At 60.3% G+C, this 20,246-nt stretch carries 16 protein-coding genes and 1 pseudogene; 9 read left to right on the forward strand and 8 right to left on the reverse strand.

Annotation, left to right across the window (positions count from 1 at the left end; all coding sequences use genetic code 11):
* Positions 1-16: 16 nt before the first annotated feature.
* The 3 genes from carB to BN2154_RS09700 form a co-directional block, all read right to left on the reverse strand.
* Positions 17-3,313, reverse strand: a complete 3,297-nt coding sequence (gene carB, locus BN2154_RS09690) for a carbamoyl-phosphate synthase large subunit (RefSeq protein ID WP_050618594.1) — start codon at positions 3,311-3,313, stop codon at positions 17-19.
* Complete coding sequence (locus BN2154_RS09695; protein WP_050618595.1) at positions 3,313-4,398, reverse strand: carbamoyl phosphate synthase small subunit; 1,086 nt, start codon at positions 4,396-4,398, stop codon at positions 3,313-3,315. The genes carB and BN2154_RS09695 overlap by 1 nt, the downstream gene beginning before the upstream one ends.
* A gap of 136 nt (positions 4,399-4,534) precedes the next feature.
* Positions 4,535-5,368, reverse strand: a complete 834-nt coding sequence (locus BN2154_RS09700; protein WP_242853733.1) for a metallophosphoesterase — start codon at positions 5,366-5,368, stop codon at positions 4,535-4,537.
* 152 nt (positions 5,369-5,520) lie between these two features.
* Between BN2154_RS09700 and BN2154_RS09705 the strand changes: the two genes are divergently transcribed.
* On the forward strand, positions 5,521-6,204 hold the full coding sequence (locus BN2154_RS09705; protein WP_050618596.1) for a DUF421 domain-containing protein: 684 nt from the start codon (positions 5,521-5,523) through the stop codon (positions 6,202-6,204).
* Positions 6,201-6,581 (forward strand): DUF4363 family protein, encoded by a 381-nt coding sequence (locus BN2154_RS09710; protein WP_050618597.1) that lies wholly within the window; start codon positions 6,201-6,203, stop codon positions 6,579-6,581. Before BN2154_RS09705 ends, BN2154_RS09710 begins: the two co-directional genes overlap by 4 nt.
* Positions 6,582-6,630: 49 nt before the next feature.
* Here BN2154_RS09710 and BN2154_RS09715 read toward each other — a convergent pair whose 3' ends face one another.
* The gene (locus tag BN2154_RS09715) at positions 6,631-7,182 is read right to left on the reverse strand and encodes a DUF3795 domain-containing protein (protein ID WP_050618598.1); all 552 of its coding nucleotides are present in this window, start codon (positions 7,180-7,182) and stop codon (positions 6,631-6,633) included.
* A 2-nt stretch (positions 7,183-7,184) separates the two neighbouring features.
* Positions 7,185-7,640, reverse strand: a complete 456-nt coding sequence (gene nrdR / locus BN2154_RS09720; RefSeq protein WP_050618599.1) for a transcriptional regulator NrdR — start codon at positions 7,638-7,640, stop codon at positions 7,185-7,187.
* A gap of 156 nt (positions 7,641-7,796) precedes the next feature.
* Between nrdR and BN2154_RS15760 the strand changes: the two genes are divergently transcribed.
* The 7 genes and pseudogenes from BN2154_RS15760 (at position 7,797) to BN2154_RS16620 (ending at position 13,665) form a co-directional block, all read left to right on the forward strand.
* Complete coding sequence (locus BN2154_RS15760) at positions 7,797-7,934, forward strand: hypothetical protein (protein ID WP_154666667.1); 138 nt, start codon at positions 7,797-7,799, stop codon at positions 7,932-7,934.
* A 205-nt stretch (positions 7,935-8,139) separates the two neighbouring features.
* Positions 8,140-9,078 carry an EAL domain-containing protein gene (locus BN2154_RS09725; protein ID WP_050618600.1) on the forward strand — a complete coding sequence of 313 codons (939 nt, stop codon included), beginning with the start codon at positions 8,140-8,142 and terminating at the stop codon, positions 9,076-9,078.
* Positions 9,079-9,234: 156 nt separating this feature from the next.
* A complete protein-coding gene (locus BN2154_RS09730; protein WP_050618601.1) occupies positions 9,235-10,032 on the forward strand; it encodes a cell wall hydrolase in 798 nt (265 codons plus the stop codon).
* 192 nt (positions 10,033-10,224) lie between these two features.
* Entirely contained in the window at positions 10,225-11,469 is a 1,245-nt protein-coding gene (locus BN2154_RS09735; protein ID WP_242853734.1) for a serpin family protein, read from the forward strand.
* 53 nt (positions 11,470-11,522) lie between these two features.
* Positions 11,523-11,915 (forward strand): annotated as a pseudogene (locus BN2154_RS09740) (transposase); the annotation flags it as partial.
* A 130-nt stretch (positions 11,916-12,045) separates the two neighbouring features.
* Positions 12,046-12,633 (forward strand): transposase, encoded by a 588-nt coding sequence (locus tag BN2154_RS09745; RefSeq protein ID WP_050618602.1) that lies wholly within the window; start codon positions 12,046-12,048, stop codon positions 12,631-12,633.
* A gap of 72 nt (positions 12,634-12,705) precedes the next feature.
* Positions 12,706-13,665, forward strand: coding sequence for a transposase (locus BN2154_RS16620; RefSeq protein WP_094762451.1), 960 nt, complete (start codon positions 12,706-12,708; stop codon positions 13,663-13,665).
* A 23-nt stretch (positions 13,666-13,688) separates the two neighbouring features.
* On the opposite strand, the gene BN2154_RS09755 is transcribed toward BN2154_RS16620, so the two are convergent.
* Genes BN2154_RS09755 through BN2154_RS09765 form a run of 3 tightly spaced genes read right to left on the reverse strand, consistent with a single transcriptional unit; the run spans position 13,689 to position 20,230 of the window.
* Positions 13,689-15,077 (reverse strand): S-layer homology domain-containing protein, encoded by a 1,389-nt coding sequence (locus tag BN2154_RS09755; RefSeq protein WP_050618603.1) that lies wholly within the window; start codon positions 15,075-15,077, stop codon positions 13,689-13,691.
* Between the two features lie 14 nt (positions 15,078-15,091).
* Entirely contained in the window at positions 15,092-15,691 is a 600-nt protein-coding gene (locus tag BN2154_RS09760; protein WP_050618604.1) for a hypothetical protein, read from the reverse strand.
* Positions 15,692-15,694: 3 nt separating this feature from the next.
* Positions 15,695-20,230 carry an InlB B-repeat-containing protein gene (locus BN2154_RS09765; RefSeq protein WP_050618605.1) on the reverse strand — a complete coding sequence of 1,512 codons (4,536 nt, stop codon included), beginning with the start codon at positions 20,228-20,230 and terminating at the stop codon, positions 15,695-15,697.
* Positions 20,231-20,246 lie beyond the last annotated feature (16 nt).

Consider the following 20,246-nt stretch of genomic DNA (forward strand, 5'->3'; position numbering starts at 1 on the left):
ACTCCTCTCCGGGGCCTCAGATCCGGGTAATGTCGATGGGACGCAGGTCCACGCTTCTCCCCTGCTCCCGGACGGTCAGAACGGCATGTGCGGTGTCAATGGCGGTGACGCAGCCCACCGAGTGCTCCACGGCAGCCCGGCGAATCTTGAAGCCGTCCGTGTCGTGCTTGCGGCCCTTGGTGGGGGTATTGATGACCAGGTCCACCGAGCCGGAGGCGATCATGTCCAGGATATTGGGGTGGGCCTGGGTGACCCTGGCCACCTTCCTGGCCTCCACGCCGGCGGCGTTCAAGGCATCGCAGGTACCGGAGGTGGCCAGAATCTCGATGCCCATCTCGGCCAGGCCCCGGGCAATCCCCACGATCTCGCCCTTGTCCTCGTCCTTGACGGTAATGATGACCCGGCCGCCCCGCTTGGGCACCTTCATATTGGCCCCCTTGAAGGCCTTCAGCAGGGCCTGGGGGAAGGACTCCGCGATGCCCAGCACCTCGCCGGTGGATTTCATCTCGGGCCCAAGGCCGGTGTCCACGTCGGTGAGCTTCTCAAAGGAGAACACCGGCATCTTCACGGCGTAATAGGGGGCCTCGGGGTAGATGCCGGTACCATAGCCCAAGTCCTTCAGCTTCTGGCCCAGCATAACCTTGGTGGCCAGGTCGATGATGGGCACGCCGGTGACCTTGGAGATATAGGGAATGGTGCGGCTGGAGCGGGGGTTGACCTCGATGACGTACACCTGGTCGTCGTACAGGATGAACTGGATGTTGATGAGGCCGATGACCCCCAGGGCCTTGGCCAGATCGTAGGTGTACTGCAAAATGGTCTGTTTGTGCTTCTCCTCGATGTGGAGCGGCGGATAGACCGAAATGGAGTCGCCGGAGTGGACGCCGGCCCGCTCCACATGCTCCATGACGCCGGGGATCAGAATGTCCTCCCCGTCGAACACGCCGTCCACCTCCACCTCCCGGCCCATCAGGTATTTGTCCACCAGGATGGGGTGTTCCTGCTCGGTCATGTTGATGATCTTCATGAACTCCACGATGTTGCGGTCGTTATAGGCGATCTCCATCCCCTGTCCGCCCAGCACATAGGAGGGACGCACCAGCACGGGATAGCCCACCTCGTGGGCGGCGGCCAGCGCCTCTTCGGTGGTAAAGACCGTCTTGCCCGCGGCCCGGGGAATCCTGCACTGCTGGAGGATCTCGTCGAACCGCTCCCGGTCCTCGGCGGCGTCCACGCCGTCGGAGGAGGTGCCCAGGATGGGCACGCCCATGTCGGTGAGGGCCTTGGCCAGCTTGATGGCGGTCTGGCCGCCGAACTGGACCACCGCCCCCCAGGGCTTCTCCAGCTCCACCACAGCCTCCACGTCCTCGGGCGTCAGGGGCTCAAAGTACAGCTTGTCGGCCACGTCAAAGTCGGTGGAGACGGTCTCGGGGTTATTGTTGATGATGATGGTCTCATAGCCCAGGCGCTTGAAGGCCCAGACCGAATGGACCGAGCAGTAGTCAAACTCGATACCCTGGCCAATGCGGATGGGCCCGGAGCCCAGCACCAGCACCTTCCTCTTCTCCCTGGCCGCCTGGGTGCGATGGGCCTCGCCCTGGCTGGCGGAGAGATAGGGTGCTCTGGGAATATCAGGCGCCAGCTCGCCCACGTCGGGGAGATGGAGCGGTTCGGCGGCCTCGTTTTCCGCGTCGTAGGTGGAGTAGTAATAGGGGGTCTGGGCCTCGAACTCAGCGGCGCAGGTGTCCACCATCTTGAAGGCGGGCACAAGGCCCTGCCGCTCCCGCAGGGCCTTGATCTCCGCCCGCTCCTTCCCCGCCAGGGCGGCGATCCAGGCGTCGGAGAAGCCCATCTCCTTGGCCTGCCGGAGGGTATCCGGGTCCAGCCGGCCGCGCTCCAGCCGGTCCTCCATATCCACGATATTTTGGAACCGGTCCAGGAACCACAGGTCGTATTGGGTGATTTTGTTGATCTTCTCCGGCGAGAAGCCCCGGCGCAGCGCCTCGGCCACAATGAACAGCCGCTGATCGTCGATGTTGACCAGCCGGTCCTCGATGTCCTCGGTATACAGCTCGTCCAATCCCGGCAGGCGCAGGGACTTGACGGGCAGCTCCAGTGAGCGGATGGCCTTCATCAGGGCCCCCTCGAAGGAGTTGCCGATGGCCATGACCTCGCCGGTGGCCTTCATCTGAGTGCCCAGAGTACGGCTGGCGGTGGTGAACTTGTCGAAGGGCAGGCGGGGGATCTTAAGCACACAGTAATCCAGGGTGGGCTCGAAGCAGGCGGTGGTCTTTCCGGTGACGGCGTTGGGGATCTCGTCCAGGGTGTAGCCCAGGGCGATCTTGGCGGCCACCTTGGCGATGGGATAGCCGGTGGCCTTGGAGGCCAGAGCGGAGGAGCGGCTCACCCGGGGGTTGACCTCGATGACGGCATATTCAAAGGAATCGGGGTTCAGCGCCAGTTGCACGTTGCAGCCGCCCTCGATCTTCAGGGCGGAGATGATGTCCAGCGAGGCGGAGCGCAGCATCTGATATTCCCTGTTGGCCAGGGTCTGGGTGGGGGCCACCACGATGGAGTCGCCGGTGTGGACGCCCACGGGGTCGATGTTCTCCATGGAGCAGATCTGGATGACATTGCCCGCCGAGTCCCGCATGACCTCGAACTCGATCTCCTTCCAGCCGGCGATGGAGCGCTCGATGAGGACCTGGCCCACCCGGCTGAGGTGGATGCCCCGGTCGGCAATCTCCCGCAGACCGGGCTCATCGTAGGCGATGCCGCCGCCGGTGCCGCCCAGCGTATAGGCGGGGCGGACGATGACCGGATAGCCGATGCGCCCGGCGAAGGCCACGGCATCCTCCACGGACTCCACCACGTCGGAGGTGACGCAGGGCTGCCCGATCTCCTCCATGGCGTCCTTAAAGCCCTGGCGGTCCTCCGCCTTGCGGATGGACTCGGGGGAGGTGCCCAGCAGCCGCACGCCGTACTGGTCCAAAATGCCCTGTTCATGGAGGTTCATGGCCAGGTTCAGCCCGGTCTGGCCGCCCAGGGTGGGCAGGATGGAGTCGGGCCGCTCTTTCTGGATGACCTGGGTCACGCTGGCGATGTTGAGGGGCTCAATATACACGTGGTCGGCGATGTCCTTGTCGGTCATGATGGTGGCGGGGTTGGAGTTGACCAGCACCACCTCCACGCCCTCTTCCTTCAGGGCGCGGCAGGCCTGGGTGCCCGCGTAGTCGAATTCGGCGGCCTGGCCGATGACGATGGGGCCGGAGCCCAGCACCAGCACCTTTTGGATCTTAGGGTTTTTCGGCATTACCAGGCGCCTCCTTCCATCTTGCTCACAAAGCGGTCAAACAGGTACTCCGTATCCTGGGGGCCCGGGGAGGCCTCGGGGTGGAACTGGACGGTGCACACGTTGCCGTTTTGATAACGCAGGCCCTCCACTGAGCCCTCGTTGACGTTGACGTGGGAGACCTGGGCCACCGCAGGGTCCACGCTCTCCGCCGTGACCACATAGCCGTGGTTCTGGGAGGTGATGAACACCCGTCCGGCGGCCAGGTCCTTCACCGGGTGGTTGGCCCCCCGGTGGCCGAAGCGCATCTTCCGGGTCGCGGCTCCGGTGGCCAGGGCCATGAGCTGGTGGCCCAGACAGACGGCAAAGATGGGCAGGCCGGAGTCGTAGAGCTTCCTCACCTCGGCGATGATGGCCACGTTGTCCGCCGGGTCACCGGGGCCGTTGGAGAGCATCACGCCGTCGAAGTTCCCCTCCAGCACGGTCTCGGCGGGGGTATGGGCAGGGTAGACCGTCACCTGGCAGCCCCGCTCCTGGAGGCAGCGGACCATGTTCTCCTTGACGCCGTAATCCATCAAAGCCACCCGCAGCTTCTGCACGCCGTGGGCGGGGCAGACCTGGGGGGCCTTGCGGGTCACCCGCTCCACCGTGCCCTCCACCCGGTAGGCGCGGATTTTGCTCAAACAGTCCTCTATACAAAAATCCTCCGCACAGGTGATCATACCGTTCATGGTGCCCTGATTGCGGAGAATGCGGGTGATCGCGCGGGTGTCCACCCCCTCGATCCCCGTGATATTATGTTGTTTCAAATAGATATCCAGATCGCCCTCACAGCGGAAATTGCTCCCGCGCCGGGCCAGATGACGGACCACAAAGGCCTCCGCCCAAGGCCGGGCGGACTCATTGTCCGCGCCGTTCACGCCGTAATTGCCGATGAGAGGATAAGACATCACGATGCCCTGTCCCGCATAGGACGGGTCGGTCAAGATCTCCTGGTAGCCGGTCATGGAGGTGTTGAACACCATCTCGCACACCCGGTCTCCCGTAGCGCCGATGCTCTGCCCGTGAAAGACCGCGCCGTTGCCCAGAATGAGGGTCGCTTTCATCGTCTGGAATCCCGCCTTTCGTATTCTGAATGTGATCTGTCCAATTTTATCCCAAAGATCACCCGTTTACAAGTTCCGACCCTTCTCTTTTCGGCCCAAAAACGAAAAAACGTGGTTTTGGACAAATGCCCGCGCCTCAGCAGGCAGGCGTCACGTCAATGATGACCAGTTCCGGCCGGTTGAAAACCCGGGGCACCCGGGTGGACTCCCTGGCCAGTCCCCGGCTGACGATCAGCGTGCCGCCCTCCAGCTCATACCGCCCTCCGGCGTATGGGGGGAACAGGCCCTGATCCGGCGCGAGCAGGCCGTTGACCACCCCAGGCAGCCGCCACTGGCCTCCATGGGCGTGGCCCGCCAGGATCAGGTCGAAGCCCCGCCCCCGGTATGCCTCCACCCGCTCGGGGCGGTGGGTCAGCAGTATGGTGAAAAGGTCTGGATCGGCCTGCGCCGCGGCCCGCGCAAGCTGGGCGCGCCAGACCGCCTCCCCCGCCGCCGGGTCGTCCACGCCGCAGAGCTGTATGGTCTGCCCGTCCACGGCCACGGGGACGCACGCTCCCTCCAGCACGGTCACGCCCCGTGCCTCCAGCGCGGTCTTGATGGCGTGGGCCTCTCCGCTCCAGAACTCGTGGTTGCCCGAGACATAATAGGTGGGCCAGCTCGCGGCCAGGGCGGACGCCGCCGTATAGGCCCGCTCCGGGTCCATGCGCGCGTCGTCGTCCACGATGTCGCCGCCCAGCAGCACCACGTCCGGGCCCTCTGCCGCCACCGCCTCCAGCAGCCCGGCCTGCCCCTCCCCGTAATCGCAGCTATGCAAGTCGGTGAGCAGGGCGATGCGGACCGGTACGGACACCCGGGCGGTCTCCAGCCGGTAGTGGCGCACCGCCAGCCGGGCATCCAGCGCGGCAACTACCGTCCCCGCCAAAAGGACCGCCAGGGGCAGCCAGATGCGCCGCTTCTTTTTTCCCAACACAGGGCCTCGCCTCCGCCGTTTTCTTTGAGGATACCATACCCCGCCCCGGGATGTCTGAAGAAAGTATGAAGATTTGTTCCGCCGCCGCAGGAATAATCCATCCCCGCCGGGCCATACTGAGGTGTGAATCCTACCGACTGGGAGGGCCTTCCATGGTCATCGCATTTACCCGTACCATCATTTTATATCTGCTCATCATCGCGGGCATCCGCCTCATGGGCAAGCGACAGGTCGGTGAACTGGAGCCGTCGGAGCTGGTGCTGGACCTTATCATCGCCGATCTGGCCGCCGTCCCCATGCAGGACTTCGGCATCCCGCTGCTCTCCGGGGTCATCCCCATCCTCACCCTGCTGTGCGTCACCATGATCCTGTCGGTGCTCACCATGAAGCATGTCCGCTTCCGGGCCCTGATCTGCGGCCGGCCCAGCATCGTGGTGCAGAATGGGCAGCTCAACCAGCGTGAAATGCGCCGCAACCGCTTTACGGTGGACGAGCTCAACGAGGAGCTGCGGATGCAGAGCGTTACCGATCTGTCTACCGTCAAGTACGCCATTCTGGAGACCAACGGCCGGGTGTCCGTCATCCTCTACGCCAATCAGCGGCCGGTGACGGCGGAGCAGATGAACCTCTTCCCCGACGACGTGGGACTGCCCCTGGTCATCATCGACGACGGCCGCCTGCTGGAACGGAATCTGAAGCTGCGGGGCTTCAACGAGGGGTGGCTGCAAAAACGGCTGGAGGAGCACAACGTCCACCACGTCCGGGATGTGTTCCTCCTGTCGGTAGACGAGCAGAATCGGGTCTATTTTGTGCCCAGGGAGGTGGGGAAGGGATGAAGCGCCTGTGGTTCGCCGTGGGGGTCATGGCCGTCCTGTTTACCGCTACCCTGCTGAACTCCCGCTATCTCAGGAACTTTTCCGCCGGCCTCACCGACCGTCTGGTCCAGGCGGAGGTCCAGGCGGAGGCCGGCAACTGGGAGGAGGCCGGGCGGCTCACCAAGGAGGCCCTGGACGTCTGGACCAGCCACGACATGTACCTCTATACCGTACTCCGCCACTCCGATACCGACCAGATCCATACCGGCTTTCGAGAGGTCCAGGAGTTCATCAACTGCCAGGAGGGCGGTGAATATTCCGCCGCCAACGCCCGTCTCATCTCCCAGGTGGAGCTTTTGTACGAAATGGAGCAGTTTAATCTGAAAAACCTGCTGTAGCCAGTCAAACAGCCCCCGGACCATCTGGGCCGGGGGCTGTTTGACTTTTTTAGCCGGGCTTTCGGCGGAGCTTCAGCTCCACGCCGCGCTGCGCCGCCATTCGCCGGAACAGGTCTGCGGCAACGGCAGCCCGCTCCTTGCGCTCCATACCGTCCACGTCCTCCCGGGCGGTCAACTCCGCCATCACCGTCCGGATCTCTTCCAGGTCGAGGAAACACATGGCTGCGCAGTAAAAGCTCTTCTTCCGCCCATCGTTGAAACCGTCCAGCAGGAACTGAAGAATCCGAATCTTCTCGTCCAGCTCCGCCAGATATGCCGCTTCTCCGATCCGGCGCGCCCGTTCGATGTCCTTGTGCCGGCCGCGGCACGGGACAAAGGAGTCATACGCATCCGCCTCTCCGAAGCGCCGGCAGGGAAACTCCCCGCACTGCCAGCAATACGCCACGCCGCCGTGCTGCTGGCTGCATCGGGCGATGGCGCAGGACTGGTTGCCCTCCCCTCCGCCACAGCCAGGGCAGTGCCCGCCAAGGTGCATCGTACACAGGCCGCAGTTCAGCCCACAAAGGGAAAACAGGGGATGCTCCCGCACAAAGTCCTTCATGCCTATTTCTCATCCAGGAGCCGGTCCAGCTCCTCCTTAAAGGTGCCGATGTCCTTGAACTGGCGGTAAACCGAGGCAAACCGCACATAGGCCACCTCGTCCACCTCCTTCAACTTCTCCATCACCAAATCCCCGATCACCGACGAGCTGACCTCCCGCTCCATATCGTTTTGAAGGGCCTGCTCGATCTCGCCGGCCATCCGCTCCAGGTCGGCCAGCGGCACCGAGCGCTTTTCACAGGCCTTGAGCATACTGCCCAGCAGCTTGTCCCGGTCGAAGGTCTGACGGCTGCCGTCCTTCTTGATGACCACCAGGGGCAGGCTCTCCATGGTCTCATAGGTGGTAAAGCGCTTATGGCATTCCAGGCACTCCCGCCGCCGGCGGATGCTGGCCCCCTCGTCCGAGGGGCGGGAATCCACGACCTTGCTCTCCAAATTGCCGCAGAATGGGCATTTCATGACTTGCAGCCTCCTTTGTACGCCTATATTGTTATAAGTATACCACAGTTTTACTAAATATGGTATAGCCATTTCTAAAAATACCCTTTTTCTCATTCTGTGTATAGGACCCCCCACTTTCTGGAAATACTAGGGACGCGAAAAGAGGTGAGTTTTATGAGCGACAACAAGCAAAATCGCAATCAGAACAGCTCCCAGAACAATCAGTCCCAGAACAATCAGCGCAACAACCAGTCCCAGAACAAGAAGAACCAGCAGGAGCAGAACAAGAAAAATCAGCAGGAGCAGTTCTAACAGGCACACATAGAAGAGGTTCGGGAGGGTTCCCGGACCTCTTCCCTTTTCCTGCGGCCGGAAGGCGAATGAGCTTTGACTATTGACCCAGCCCCATGTATAATAATGTCTACGGAATAAACCGCCAAGCGGTTTATTCGTGCGGCCACTGCCGCACCTCTGACTGCCATTCCACATCTGCCACAGAAGAAAGAGGCCCCTTGTCTTGAAGAAATGGATCGCCCTGTGCGGCGCGGTGCTCGCGCTGGGGCTGCTGGCCGATCTGGAGACCTTTGAGGGGATCACTGCGACCGCCCGCGCCTATTACGCATGGACCGATTCCCTCACCGACGCGCCCGACGATGGCAAAGCCTTTTTCGGCCGGGACGCCATGGCCAACTACTGCATCATCGGCAGCCGCCAGCTCGGCGCGGAGGTGTTCGGAGACGGTACCCTTGTACCGGACAAAGACGTGTTCCGCCGCCTCTGGGACAACTACTATGTGCCCTACATCAACGGCTGGTTCACGGCCAGCGGGCGCTTCCGCTCCGATTCCGCCCGCACGGGGGATATCGTCGCCCTGGTGGGCTCCTCCTCCGGCTCCATCTACTTCCCCTCCGCGGTGTCCGTCAGCGACTCGGAGAGCTACCGCATCACATGCACCGTCCTGCCCGCCCCCATCTTTGCCGGAGGCGAGCGCTATGCCGTACAGCAGGGAGCCGGCATGTGTGTCATCAAGTCCGACTCCGCCACAGAAGACGACGCCACCCGCCTGAAGCAGCAGCGCTGCCAGCGGTTCGGGATGCACATCGCCATGGACGACTTCGGCACGGGCTACAGCAACGACTCCGTCCTGTTTAACATCAGCCCCGACTTCGTAAAGGTGGATATCGGCATCATCCGGGGCATTGACCAGGACAAAAACCGGCAGACCCTGTTCCGCAACCTGGTCTCCCTGTGCCGGGAGATGCGTGTCCAGGTCATCGCCGAGGGGGTGGAGACCGCAGAGGAGCTACGGACCGTCGTGGCCTTGGGTGCGGACTACCTTCAAGGCTACTATCTGAGCCGTCCCGCCTTCCAGCCCGCCCCGGTATCGGAGAAGGCCCTGCAGGAGCTCCGTGCCGCCTGGAACAGCCGGGAAGAAACGACGCTTCCGCCCTCCTGACCGCTGTCCTCCCCACACATGCCAAACGGAGGCCCTTTTGAAAGGGCCTCCGTTTTTTTCAGCTTATGGAGCCTTTTGGAAAGTATTACAGCTTGCATCCACCCGGCAAATTGGTTACAATCCGGTTACAACTTGTAACAGAAAGGTGTGTCAACGATGAAGAAATGGTGCGCATCCGTGCTCCTATGCGCGGCCCTGCTGCTGGGCCCCAGCGCCCAGGCAGCCGGTTCCGTGCTGGTGGACGGGGCTCCCCTGGAAAACAACGCCTCCGCCCAGGTCCGCAACAACACCACTTATGTCTCCCTCCGGACCGTGGCGCAGGCGCTCCGCCCCACCGCCACAGTGGTCTGGGAGAACGGGCAGGCCACCGTCCGGGACAGCACCCTCTCCCTCACCGCCCGCCCAGGCTCCATTTACATAGCGGCCAACGACCGGGCCATCTACCTCCCGGACGGGGTGCTTCTGGAGGACGGCTGCACGCTGGTCCCCGTCCGGGCGCTGGCCTCCGCCCTGGGCGCGCAGGTGGATTGGGACGCCGACACCGGCACGGTCTATATCACCTCCGGCGCCGCCGCCTTCGCCGCTTACGACAGCAACAGCCTCTATTGGCTCTCCCGCATCATCTCTGCGGAAAGCCAGGGGGAATCCCTGCTGGGCAAGATCGCCGTCGGCAACGTGGTGCTCAACCGGGTGGCAAGCGCGGAATTTCCCGACAGCATCTACGGTGTGATCTTCGACGACCGCTGGGGCGGCCAGTTTGAGCCGGTCCGGAACGGCTCCATCTATCAGGAGCCCACCGAGGAAAGCGTGCTGGCTGCCAAGCTGGTGCTGGAAGGGGCCAGCGTGGCGGGAAACAGTCTTTATTTTCTGTCCCCCTCTCTGACCAGTAACCACTGGATCATGAACAACCGGCCCTATGTCATGACCATCGGCTGCCATTGGTTTTATGCGTGATTGATCTTTGAGAGATCGGAAAAGAACGCGTCTTCGCTTTCCCGTGCGGCTTCGTAATCCTCCTCCACATCGGATTTTCCCACCGGCCATCGTGATATGGTGACACCCCGTCTCTCCTCAATTAGCGGGAACTTTTCCCGCGCCGGTGCGTCAAAAAAGCAGACTGATTCTTTGAAAGGAGTGTCCCTGCTGATGAAAAAGCATCTCTTGCCGCTTTTCCTCTGCCTCTCGCTCCTCACGGGCTGCGCCGCTGCGGGAGCGGCCGCTCAGTCTGTCCCGAAGGCCGCCGGGGATGTGTCTATCCCCGTCCTCGACGCCGATAGCCACCCGGATACGTCCTACGCCGCCTTTGCCGCGGAGCTGCTGCGCCAATCCCGGACCGAGGGGGAGAATACGCTCCTCTCGCCGCTGTCGGTGATGCTGGCGCTGGGCATGACCGCCAACGGAGCCTCCGGGGAAACGCTGGCCGGGTTCCGGTCTCTCTTCGGCATGGACCTGGACGCCTTGAACGCCTACTGCGCCTCCGCGCTCAGCACATATTCCAAGCTGGGCGGCTCCACCCAAGCCACGCTGGTCAACAGCCTGTGGTGCGATCCGGACCTCACGCTTGAGGATCGGTTCGTGGCCCGGTGCCAGCAGAACTATGGCGCAGAGCTCTATCAGGCCGACCTTTCGAGTGCCGCCACGGTGAAGGCGGTAAATGACTGGGTGAAGGAGGCCACCAAAGGCCTCATCCCCAACACGGTGGACCAATTCAGCGAGGATGCCGTACTGGCCCTGGTCAACGCCATCTACCTCAACAATCGGTTTGAGCGCCCCTTTGAAGCGCCTGTCTCAGATTGGGAAATGGACTTTACCGCAGAGGACGGGACGGTTTCCCGTCCCAAGGGGATGAGCAACGGCATCCGGACGGAGCAGTATATCGCCGCCCGGAAGGGACAGGGCGTGGTCCTTCCTTATGATGATGGGCATCTGGGCTTTCTCCTCATGCTCCCGGACGAGGGAGTCTCCCTTACCGCTTATCTCGCCTCCTGGAATGGGGAGACGGCAGGCGCTCTTTTAAAGGCCCGCCAAGAGGCTAGGGTCTCCCTTGTCGTCCCCAAATTTGAAGTGGAGTGGTCCGGCTCTCTGGGAGACACGCTGGCGGCTATGGGACTGGCGGACGCCTTCGATCCGTCCGCAGCCGATTTCTCAGCTATGGGGAGCGTGCCGGGCAAAAGCCTCTGCGTTGGGGACGTGATACATAAGACGGTGCTGAAGGTCAACGAGAAGGGCACCGAGGCCGCCGCCGTCACGGCGGCGGTCATGAAGGCCACCAGCGCCGCCCCCGCAGAGGACCCCATTGTCCTTCGCTTCGACCGCCCCTTCGTCTGCGGCATCGTGGACCTGGAAACCGGTGCGCCGCTGTTTCTCGGCACAGTGGAAAATCTGACATAGCAGGTCCCGGAAGCGCCAACCAGCACATCGTGTATGGTGGTGGATCTGCGTATGTTACCCCGCGCTCCAAGGTGAAGCTGGTGGCCAAAATGCTTAAGGCCGTCCATGCTCAGGAGAGCAAGAAAGCCGCCCGCGAGAAAGCCAGAGCCGTTGTGGAAGAACTGCGGGCGATGAAGCGGAAGGGGGCCGCCAAGAAGGCGGAAGACGGCGTTGAGGAGACGCTGACTTACTGCGAGTTCCCGTTTGAGCAGTGGACTCGCATCCGGACCAATAATGTCATTGAGCGGCTCAACCGGGAGATCCGCCGCAGGACCCGTGTGGTGGGCACTTTCCCAGACGGCAACCCCGCCCTCATGCTAGTTTGTGCCCGCCTGCGCCATGGGGCCGGTACCCAGTGGGGCAACAAGAAGTACATGAACATGAAGCATCTGGAGGGCGCCCTGTAGGACGCCTCTGTTGCCAGCTGACTTCATTTTCACGAGATCTGTAAACTAATTTGCGCATAACTCTTGACCTGTTGACAAAGTGGCGTATAAACCCTTCCTATGGTACAATAACGATAGGGAGGGATGCTGCATGATGGGATACCAAAGCAGACAAATGGCAATGATTTTCGTGGATATGGAGTCATTAATCCCGGAAAACCACCTGCTGCGGAAAATCGACCGGATGGTATCCTTCGACTTCATCTATGATCTTCTGGCGCCATATTATCCGGCAACAGGTCGCCCATCCATCGACCCTGCCAGTATGTTTAAAATGCTCTTGATCGGATATCTGTATGGCATCAAATCAGAGCGGCGGCTGGTAGAGGAAGTTCGGCTCAATATTGCCTATCGCTGGTTCTGTGGATTTGAACTGGATGACGCCATCCCGGATCACTCTACATTCAGCAAAACCAGGACGCGAAAATGGCAGCAGAGCGCTCTCTTTCAGAAAGCTTTCTATGAGATTGTCAAACAGTGCGTAGCTGGCGGTCTTATCGACGGAAAAGCCATGGCTGCGGACGGAAGCTACATTCCAGCCAACGTATCCAGAGAAAGCTGGATCGATGTAGAAATCGAAGTTGAACAAAGTATGCAGAGCGATCTTGATTCCCTGGATGAAGAGCTTTCCAACCAACCGGGGTTCAAAAAGCCGCCAACGAGAATAGCAAGGAAGTGACGCACCACCAGCCAGACAGATCCAGACAGCGGCTATATCAATCACGGCAGCAAACGCGGCATTGGGTATTTGATGGAAGCAACTGTGGACTGTAAACACGGCATTTTAACAGGTGTTGATGTATGTCCTGCCAATGAGAAGGAAAGCCTTCTGGTCTTGCGGCATTTGGAACGGCAGATAAATCTTGGCATCCCAATGAACCGGCTTGCTCTGGATCGTGGATATGAGACTGGTGCTGTTCACCGGGGGCTGGAGCTGTTGGGTATTACCGGATATATCCCCGCGATCCAATTCTCCAATCCACCCGAGAAGTATGGATTCTCCTACGATCCACAGTTGGACGCATTCATCTGCCCGGAAGGAGTCCCTCTTACATACCATAGGCTAAATTGCAACAAATCAACCGGTAAATATCTGCGTTGCTACCAAGTCGAGAGTGATGTCTGTATGCACTGTTCAAAACGGCCGAACTGTTTTGACAAGGCCGGAATTCGGCGCAGGGTGCTGGCCAGCATCTGCTATCCGGCATTTTACAGAGGACATCAGCGTGTTGGGACTCCTGAATACCTATCCATGATGCGGCTTCGTAAAATCTGGGCCGAGGGCAGTTTCTCTGTCTTGAAACGGGAACACTGCATTTCAAAGATTCGAAAAAGGGGCATTCTTGCAGCAACGGAAGAATGCCTCCTTGCAGCCATGGCCCTAAACCTTAAGAGGATGGCAAATGCCATCTTTTTTATCTCCATATTTACTATTCTGCCGATACCTCTGCGAGTTTCGGCAGAATTTTTGCCTTTGTCAACAGGTCCAACTCTTGACGGCACCAACGTCTACTTTACCGACCCTTACTGCGCTTGGCAGAAGGGTACCAACGAAAATTGGAGCGGCCTGCTCCGGTATTTCTGCCCGAAAGGCAGAGTTCTGTCTCGTGCTGCTCCCACCACTCAAAAACGAGGCCTGGCGTTGATTCACGCCAGGCCTCGATCCGCCCAGGAATTATGGGACTTCGAACTCAATTTCGGTTGCACTTAGTTTGACAATTCACTCGCTTCTTCTTAATCCCCAAACACCGAACTGGTGTTGGAGGAGACGACCTCCCCGGGGCTCTCGGAGGAGTTGGCCTCCGACCACGCCCGCTCCAGGGCCGCCCAGTCGCGGACCGGCCGCAGACCGGTCCAGACCTCGTAGACATTCCCATCCTTGTCGTACTTCGGGTCATAATTGTGGGAGTTGGTGGCCTCCTGCACGTCGGCGTAGTACCACTTGGCCGTATCCGTGTTGTCCGGCCAGGTGATCATATCGTCCAGCAGGTAGTCCTTGTGGGGCGCGCGCTCCAGGACCCGGTTGATGATGGTAATGGCCTCCGCCCGGGTGATGTCGTTGTCGGGCCGGAAGGTGCCGTCGGTGTAGCCCTTGACCAGATCGTTCATGTACGCCCGGTTGATCTCGTTGCTGGCCCAGTGCCCGCCGATGTCGCTGAACTGGTCCTCCCCCTCGTACTCGCCGCCGAAGAAGCGGACGGCGATGGCGGCGAACTCGGCACGGGTGATGGACGCGTCGGGATCAAACAGATTGCCCGGCTTGCCGTAGAGGATACCGGCGTTGGACAGAGTGGACACAGCGTTGTTGTACCAGGCGCCAGCATCCACGTCGCCGTAGGAATTGCTCTGGCTCCAGTAGTGGCCGCGGGAGTCCTCCGTCAGCAGACGGAAGAAGATGGTGGCCACCTCGGCGCGGGTGATCTCGGCCTCGGGATGGACCAAGCCGTCGTCCCGGCCGATGATGTAGGCAAAGTGGTCGCCCTTCTCCAGCTCGGGCAGGGGACCCAGAGGCGGATTCGTCTCAGGGATTTCGGTCCCGCCGCCACCGCCGCCGCCACCGCCGGGGATGTACTCAGCGGTGAACACCCACGCCACCGCGCCCTGCAGGCCCTGGAGGCCGTTCCCAGCCGTCAGGGGGATGTTCAAAGTGACGCTCAAGTCCAGCGTGTCGCTGCTCTTCAATTTTCCCAGTTTGACGCCCTCGGCCAGGCTTCCCTCGGCCAGGACGGTCTCCCCCTGCTTTACCGTCAGGGTGACGCCCTCCGCATCCAGGAGCTCGGCGTAGTCCAGCTTCTCGTCGGCGCTGATGCCGTCCCCCTCCGACTCGACCTTGAGGTACATGTTGACCGAGCCTCTCCCCGTGCCGGACACCTTGACCTTGATCGCCTGGCTGACAGCGTCGCCCGGCATCAGGTTTTTCAGGTCCCGGAAGAGGTCGGGGTACTGATGGCCGTGTTCGTCACTGTAGGCGGCCACGTTGGTGAATTGGAACTGTTTTACACTGTGGTCATAGGTGACCGTCGGCACGCCGTCATCCGCCAGGGCGGTGACCGCCACGAGGCCCACCATCAGCGCCGCCGCCAGACCCATGGACAGCAGGGCGCGCAATTTGGTTTTCTTCATAGCATGTCACCTCCTCACGGTTGCTGAATTCGAAGCATCGTGCCATTGACTCCGGTCACTGCGCCCCCCTTGGCTGTCCCCCACATGGCCGTTACAGCTCTTGTGGGATCAGCCTGAATGGAGTCGGCCATGACCTGGAGGTTCATATGGTAGCCGTTCTCCGTCCTAACGGTCGCCTTTTCGAGCAAAACCGCTGTATAGGCTCCCGGGGCCACTGGGGTCTGGTAGTAATAATAGCCGTCAGAACCTTTCAGCCATCCTGCCCCCGGGAACGTTCCCTCAATCTTCAAACCCTCCAGGCTGGCGGGCTCCCCCACTGGATTTTTCCCCTCTGCATCAGAGGTCCAGGTGGGAATCAGCGCCACACGGATATAGGCTTCCACCTCGCCGGTGTTTTTCACCTGGACATTGCTTTTGGTCTGTTTGTCAAATCCTTCTTCAATCTCCACGCCCGGCGTGGCAACGGTGAAGGTGTTAGTGATAGCGTTGGTGTGGGCGGTGAGCCAGGCCAGAGTACCACCCACCGACATGAACAGCACCATAAGAAGGGCTGCCGCAGCCAGCGGCGTCAGCCTGCGCCTCTTCAAAACGCGCTTTCCTCGATAACTCGCCATGGCTTACACCTCCTCCCCGTTCAGCTCAAGTTTCTTTTCCGGCAGGGCTGCAGGCTGGATGTCCTGTGCCTGATTCGTGGTCACCACATGAAACACGTTGTCCGCCTTGTCGCTGGCGCCAAACCAGTTGCTGGTCTTCTCGTTGGTAAAGGAGACGGTCCCGGCGCCGCCACCGGGGACGGTGACATCCTTGCTGGCGTCACCCTCACACTCGTACTTCCAAGACCAGCCGGTGCGCTCGGCGACGGTGTAGCTTCCGGCGGTCAGGCCCTGAATCGTCGTGCTGCCCTTGCCGTCGGCATCGCAGCTTATGACCACCGTGTAGGTCTTGCCCCCACCTGTTACATCAAAGATGAAGTCCTGCTCCACCCCGCCCACGACGGTTTTTTCGATGGTCAAGCTGCCCTGGTTGGGCTCAAACTTGGCGTAGTAGGTGGCGGCCACGTTCTTGCCGTCTACCTTTTCAGGAACATACTTGCTGTCAGCAGACACCCGGTTCGTGCAGGCCGCGTCGCTGTACCAGCCCACGAAGCGGTATTCCTCACTGCTGGCCGCGGCGGTGGAGCCATTGGCGGTGCCGCTGAGGACTTTTACGGTCTCGCTGGCGGGGACAACCGTGCCGCAGCCCTCCGGGCCAACCACCTGATAGTGGATAGCGACCGTCTTCTCCTGATAGTAGAAGGTAATGACGTTCAGCTTGGCCTCCGTCTGGCTTTCCTCAATGCGAATGTTCAGGGTCTGGGGGGTGGAAGTCACTAGGTCATAGTCCTCAATGGAGATGGCCGCCTCGGAAATGACCGCCCCATACCTGCCTTTGCCGTTCTTGGGTTCTGCCAGCGGTTTACCAGTCCCCTGCTCCAGATAGCGCACCTGATAGGGGTACTCATTTCGGATGTAATACAGCTTGAGCTCCAAGCCGCCGGCCGTCAGTTCGCCGCTGGCTACCGCACCCGGCACCGCAGAGTCATAGGTAAAGCCGGGGATGGTGAGGGGGTCGGCGGTGTAGGTCGTGCCGATGTCGCCCACAGCCTGGGAGGAGGCGTACTCCGTCCAGGTCGCCCCGTCGGTATTCTGGGTGTAGTGGGTGATCTTGTAGTAGGCGTGGGTGGTATCCTTGGTATAGTAGAAGATGATCTCGTTGACCGCGCCCTCTTCCGCGCTGACTACCAGACGCTTCTGGTAGGCGTCGGGCATCATGCCGGAGACGGGCACGAAGGTCTCGGTGACCACGGCCTTCCGGTTGTTGTCGACCGTCTTTGTATCAGCCACGGGTTCACCAGTCTCTTTGTTCAGGTACCGGACGGTGTAGGGTACAGCATCCTTCTGGATGTACTCGAAGGTAAAGATGTTCTTGGTCGGGTCGTCAATGTCAATGGTCAGGGAGTGGGACTTCACCACGGGGAAGTAGCCCTCCTGATAGCCGTCATAGAGGTCGGCGCCGCCCTTGGCCTCAAAGGTCTTGGTGACGCCCGCCAGACCGGAGCCAGTGGTGGGCGCGGCGATCTCGGTGTCAGTGCCCTGGAGCTTGTAGGAGATGGTATATTCCATCAGTGTGTTGGAGCTCCACTTGCCGTAAACCTTCAGATCCTTGTTGACGGGCATGTTGGCAAAGTCAAAGGCCTTCTCCACGCCGTTGTCCAGGTAGAACCAGCCCACAAAGGTATAGCTGCCGTTGGCAGGGGCCTCGGGAGCCGGGTCCACCAAACTACCGTGGGAGACCGTCTGGTCGGGGTGGGTGTCGAGTTTGGTCCCAGCCTCCAGCGCGGCCTTATCCAGATAGAACTCCACCGTGTGGGTGACGGGCACCCACTTGGCATAGAGGCTGAGCGCCACCTCTCCATTCACATTATTGGGTCCAGCGGGCATAGTGTGTGCGGAAAAAACAAATTCCTCTCCGGAGCATTCAGGGTTTAAATACCAACCAGCGAACGTCACAGAACCGGGCTCATACTTTGCAGGCACCTGATCATCCGTTGGAACATAGGCATAGCTGCTCAGATTTTTTTGATAGGGGATATTTTCTTCCGTGTGAATTAGCTCTGTAGGATTGTAGAACACAATGTCAAAAGAGTTCCGGGTATAATAGAGATACATTTCTTTGCTTACCTTGTTAAAAATGGTGTTGGGATAATAGTCACCTTTCGTAAAGCCAATGATCTCATGAAACTCTTCAGATTCCGTTAAACGTCCACTATTCGGCAAGTACACTGTTTTATACAGGTCGTACTTCTTCCCACCGTGTTCATGTGCTCCGGTACCGTCCAAGGACTCGACATAATAGTACAGCGTGGCACTATCGTCTGTATTATTCCTTGTAAACGTGATATTCTCACTGGGCATAGTGTCAATAGACAGTACATTTGTGCCAGGTTTGAATGTCTGACATCCGTCGGGAACTTTCCACTCTGTACCTTTATATGTTGTCCCGTTAGTTCCAACAATTGGGAACATAGTATGAATATCCGCGCCCCACTTATCCGTGATTGTCGCAACAGTATTGTTGCTTGCCCGGAAGGTCAGCGTAAAGGTGGTGCGGTCGTAATAGACATTGACCACGCTTGAGCCATCGGCGGCCACGGTTACAGTGTCGGAGCGAACAAATGTCCACAACTTGGGGTCCAGGCCCGCGCTGCCCATGTAGCAACTGGAGGTATGGGTGTGTTCCGTTTTGCCACAGCCCAAGCAGGCATCGGTGTGGGTGTGGGTACCCTCAGTCTTGCCACAGATAGTGGGAGCAATCGACCCTGATGCTGTAGATCCTGTGTAGTAGTACCACGTACCCTTAATATAAATATAGGTATCAAACTTTCCCTCATACACCTGACCCTCAGCAGGGTTCTTCGGCTTTCCAGTGCTGCCGGTAATAGCCCTATCTCCTACTCCAGCATAGCAGTCGGTACTGTGTGTATGGCTACTCTGCCCGCAGGTATAGCATGTATCGTCATGAGTATGCTCCTTCTGACCACAAATCAGGAAGCCGTCCTCACTATAAGTAAACTCCGTGCCGGGCTTTACATTGACTTCCGCAGAGTCGAGATAGGAATATTCCTCGTCATCCGCGTTCTCGCCCCAGAACACAATCGTGACCTTAGCGGTGTTGTCCGGCTGCCAAAGCGCCTTGTAGGTCTTATTTGCGGCGGGCATTTCGTCGGGCAGATCCACAACAGTCGTTCCGTCCTCAGACCACCCCTTGAAGGTATACCCAGCCTTGGTGGGCGTACCCACATTACCGATGGGCGTGCCGTAGCGGGCGTAGATGGGCTCCACGCCGTAGCCGCCGTCCAGGTCGAACAGCATCAGACTGTAGATGCGGTCATAGTAGACCTCCACCACGGTGCTGCCGTCGGCGGCGATGGCGGGCTTCTCATACAGCAGGGCGTAGAACCCCTCATAGGTCTTGGCCACCTCGGGCACGTTGGAGTTGGTCAGGCCCTGCCTGGTCTCCCGCCCTACCTCCGTATACTGGTCGTTGTCCACGTTCTGCTGATAGTGGATGACGGTGTAGTCCACGTTGGTGGGCTTGTAGACCACGGTGATCGTGTGGTCCTCTTGAATGTTGGTATAGTTCAGTTCAATGGAGGAAGAGGTTTCCGCCGCTTCGCCCACATAGGGCAGATAGCCCTGCACGACCGGGAAGGTGACCGTAGCGCTGAAGCTGCTGCCCGCGGCCAGGCTGGCGGTGTAGGGGTCGGCTACCATCTCGCCATTCTCGAACACATAGTGGATGACCACATTGTAGGTCGCCGGGGTAGGCGTCTCATTCGCCAGAAGCATCCGCTTCAGGGAATAACCATGGACCACAGGGGTGCTGTAGTCCACTGCGCCGGCCTCCTCGCCGGAGGCATCCTCCCCTTCCGCCGCTGGCTCCTCGGTGGGCGCAGGGGCCTCAGGTTCCTCGGTGGCCGCGGGGGCCTCGGGTTCCTCGGTGGGCGCGGGGGCCTCAGGTTCCTCGGTGGGCGCCGGGGTCTCGGGTTCCTCGGTGGCCGCCGGGGCCTCGGGTTCCTCGGTGGGCGCAGGGGCCTCGGGTTCCTCGGTAGGCGCGGGGGCCTCGGGTTCCTCCACAGGCTCCTCCGGCAGCTCGACCACGGCAGGCTCAGTCACGATGGCCACCACCGGCTCCTCCGGCAGCTCAATGACGGTGGGCTCGGTCACAGTGACCACCACAGGCTCGCTCAGGATGGTCTCCCCGCCGATGACACTGCGGCAGCGCACATAGGCCTGGCCGTTCTCGTCCAGCAGGTTGACCACCATAGGGTAGCTCAAATTACACTCCGCCTCGGTCTGGCCAAAGATATCCACCCACAGCTCCGGGGATTCCATCACCCGGATCTGCCACTGATAGGTCTCGGCGTCCGCAGGGTCTGCCGTGAGGACCGTCTTTTCGTTTTCCGGCAGCTCGACCGCCTCGACCGCGTCCTCCTCCAGCATCAGGGCGAGTGTACTCACATCCGGCTCGAGCCCCGGCTCAAAGGCGTAGGCTGGGACCATGCCCGCAAGCAGACCCAGGCACAGCGCCAGCGCCAAAATTCGTTTCTTCATCCTAAGTCACACCTCT

Origin of the sequence: Intestinimonas massiliensis (ex Afouda et al. 2020) (genome assembly GCF_001244995.1) — a bacterium.
Lineage (GTDB): Bacteria > Bacillota > Clostridia > Oscillospirales > Oscillospiraceae > Intestinimonas > Intestinimonas massiliensis.

Excerpts from the sequence above, each read along its gene's own strand:
- BN2154_RS16620 (WP_094762451.1), top strand. The coding sequence starts at position 12,706 with ATGGAAGCAACTGTGGACTGTAAACACGGCATTTTAACAGGTGTTGAT.
- carB (WP_050618594.1), bottom strand. The coding sequence starts at position 3,313 with ATGCCGAAAAACCCTAAGATCCAAAAGGTGCTGGTGCTGGGCTCCGGC.
- BN2154_RS09705 (WP_050618596.1), top strand. The coding sequence starts at position 5,521 with ATGGTCATCGCATTTACCCGTACCATCATTTTATATCTGCTCATCATC.
- BN2154_RS09760 (WP_050618604.1), bottom strand. The coding sequence starts at position 15,691 with ATGGCGAGTTATCGAGGAAAGCGCGTTTTGAAGAGGCGCAGGCTGACG.
- BN2154_RS09710 (WP_050618597.1), top strand. The coding sequence starts at position 6,201 with ATGAAGCGCCTGTGGTTCGCCGTGGGGGTCATGGCCGTCCTGTTTACC.
- BN2154_RS09715 (WP_050618598.1), bottom strand. The coding sequence starts at position 7,182 with ATGAAGGACTTTGTGCGGGAGCATCCCCTGTTTTCCCTTTGTGGGCTG.
- BN2154_RS09755 (WP_050618603.1), bottom strand. The coding sequence starts at position 15,077 with ATGAAGAAAACCAAATTGCGCGCCCTGCTGTCCATGGGTCTGGCGGCG.
- BN2154_RS09745 (WP_050618602.1), top strand. The coding sequence starts at position 12,046 with ATGATGGGATACCAAAGCAGACAAATGGCAATGATTTTCGTGGATATG.
- BN2154_RS09695 (WP_050618595.1), bottom strand. The coding sequence starts at position 4,398 with ATGAAAGCGACCCTCATTCTGGGCAACGGCGCGGTCTTTCACGGGCAG.
- BN2154_RS09730 (WP_050618601.1), top strand. The coding sequence starts at position 9,235 with ATGAAGAAATGGTGCGCATCCGTGCTCCTATGCGCGGCCCTGCTGCTG.
- nrdR (WP_050618599.1), bottom strand. The coding sequence starts at position 7,640 with ATGAAATGCCCATTCTGCGGCAATTTGGAGAGCAAGGTCGTGGATTCC.
- BN2154_RS15760 (WP_154666667.1), top strand. The coding sequence starts at position 7,797 with ATGAGCGACAACAAGCAAAATCGCAATCAGAACAGCTCCCAGAACAAT.
- BN2154_RS09735 (WP_242853734.1), top strand. The coding sequence starts at position 10,225 with ATGAAAAAGCATCTCTTGCCGCTTTTCCTCTGCCTCTCGCTCCTCACG.
- BN2154_RS09765 (WP_050618605.1), bottom strand. The coding sequence starts at position 20,230 with ATGAAGAAACGAATTTTGGCGCTGGCGCTGTGCCTGGGTCTGCTTGCG.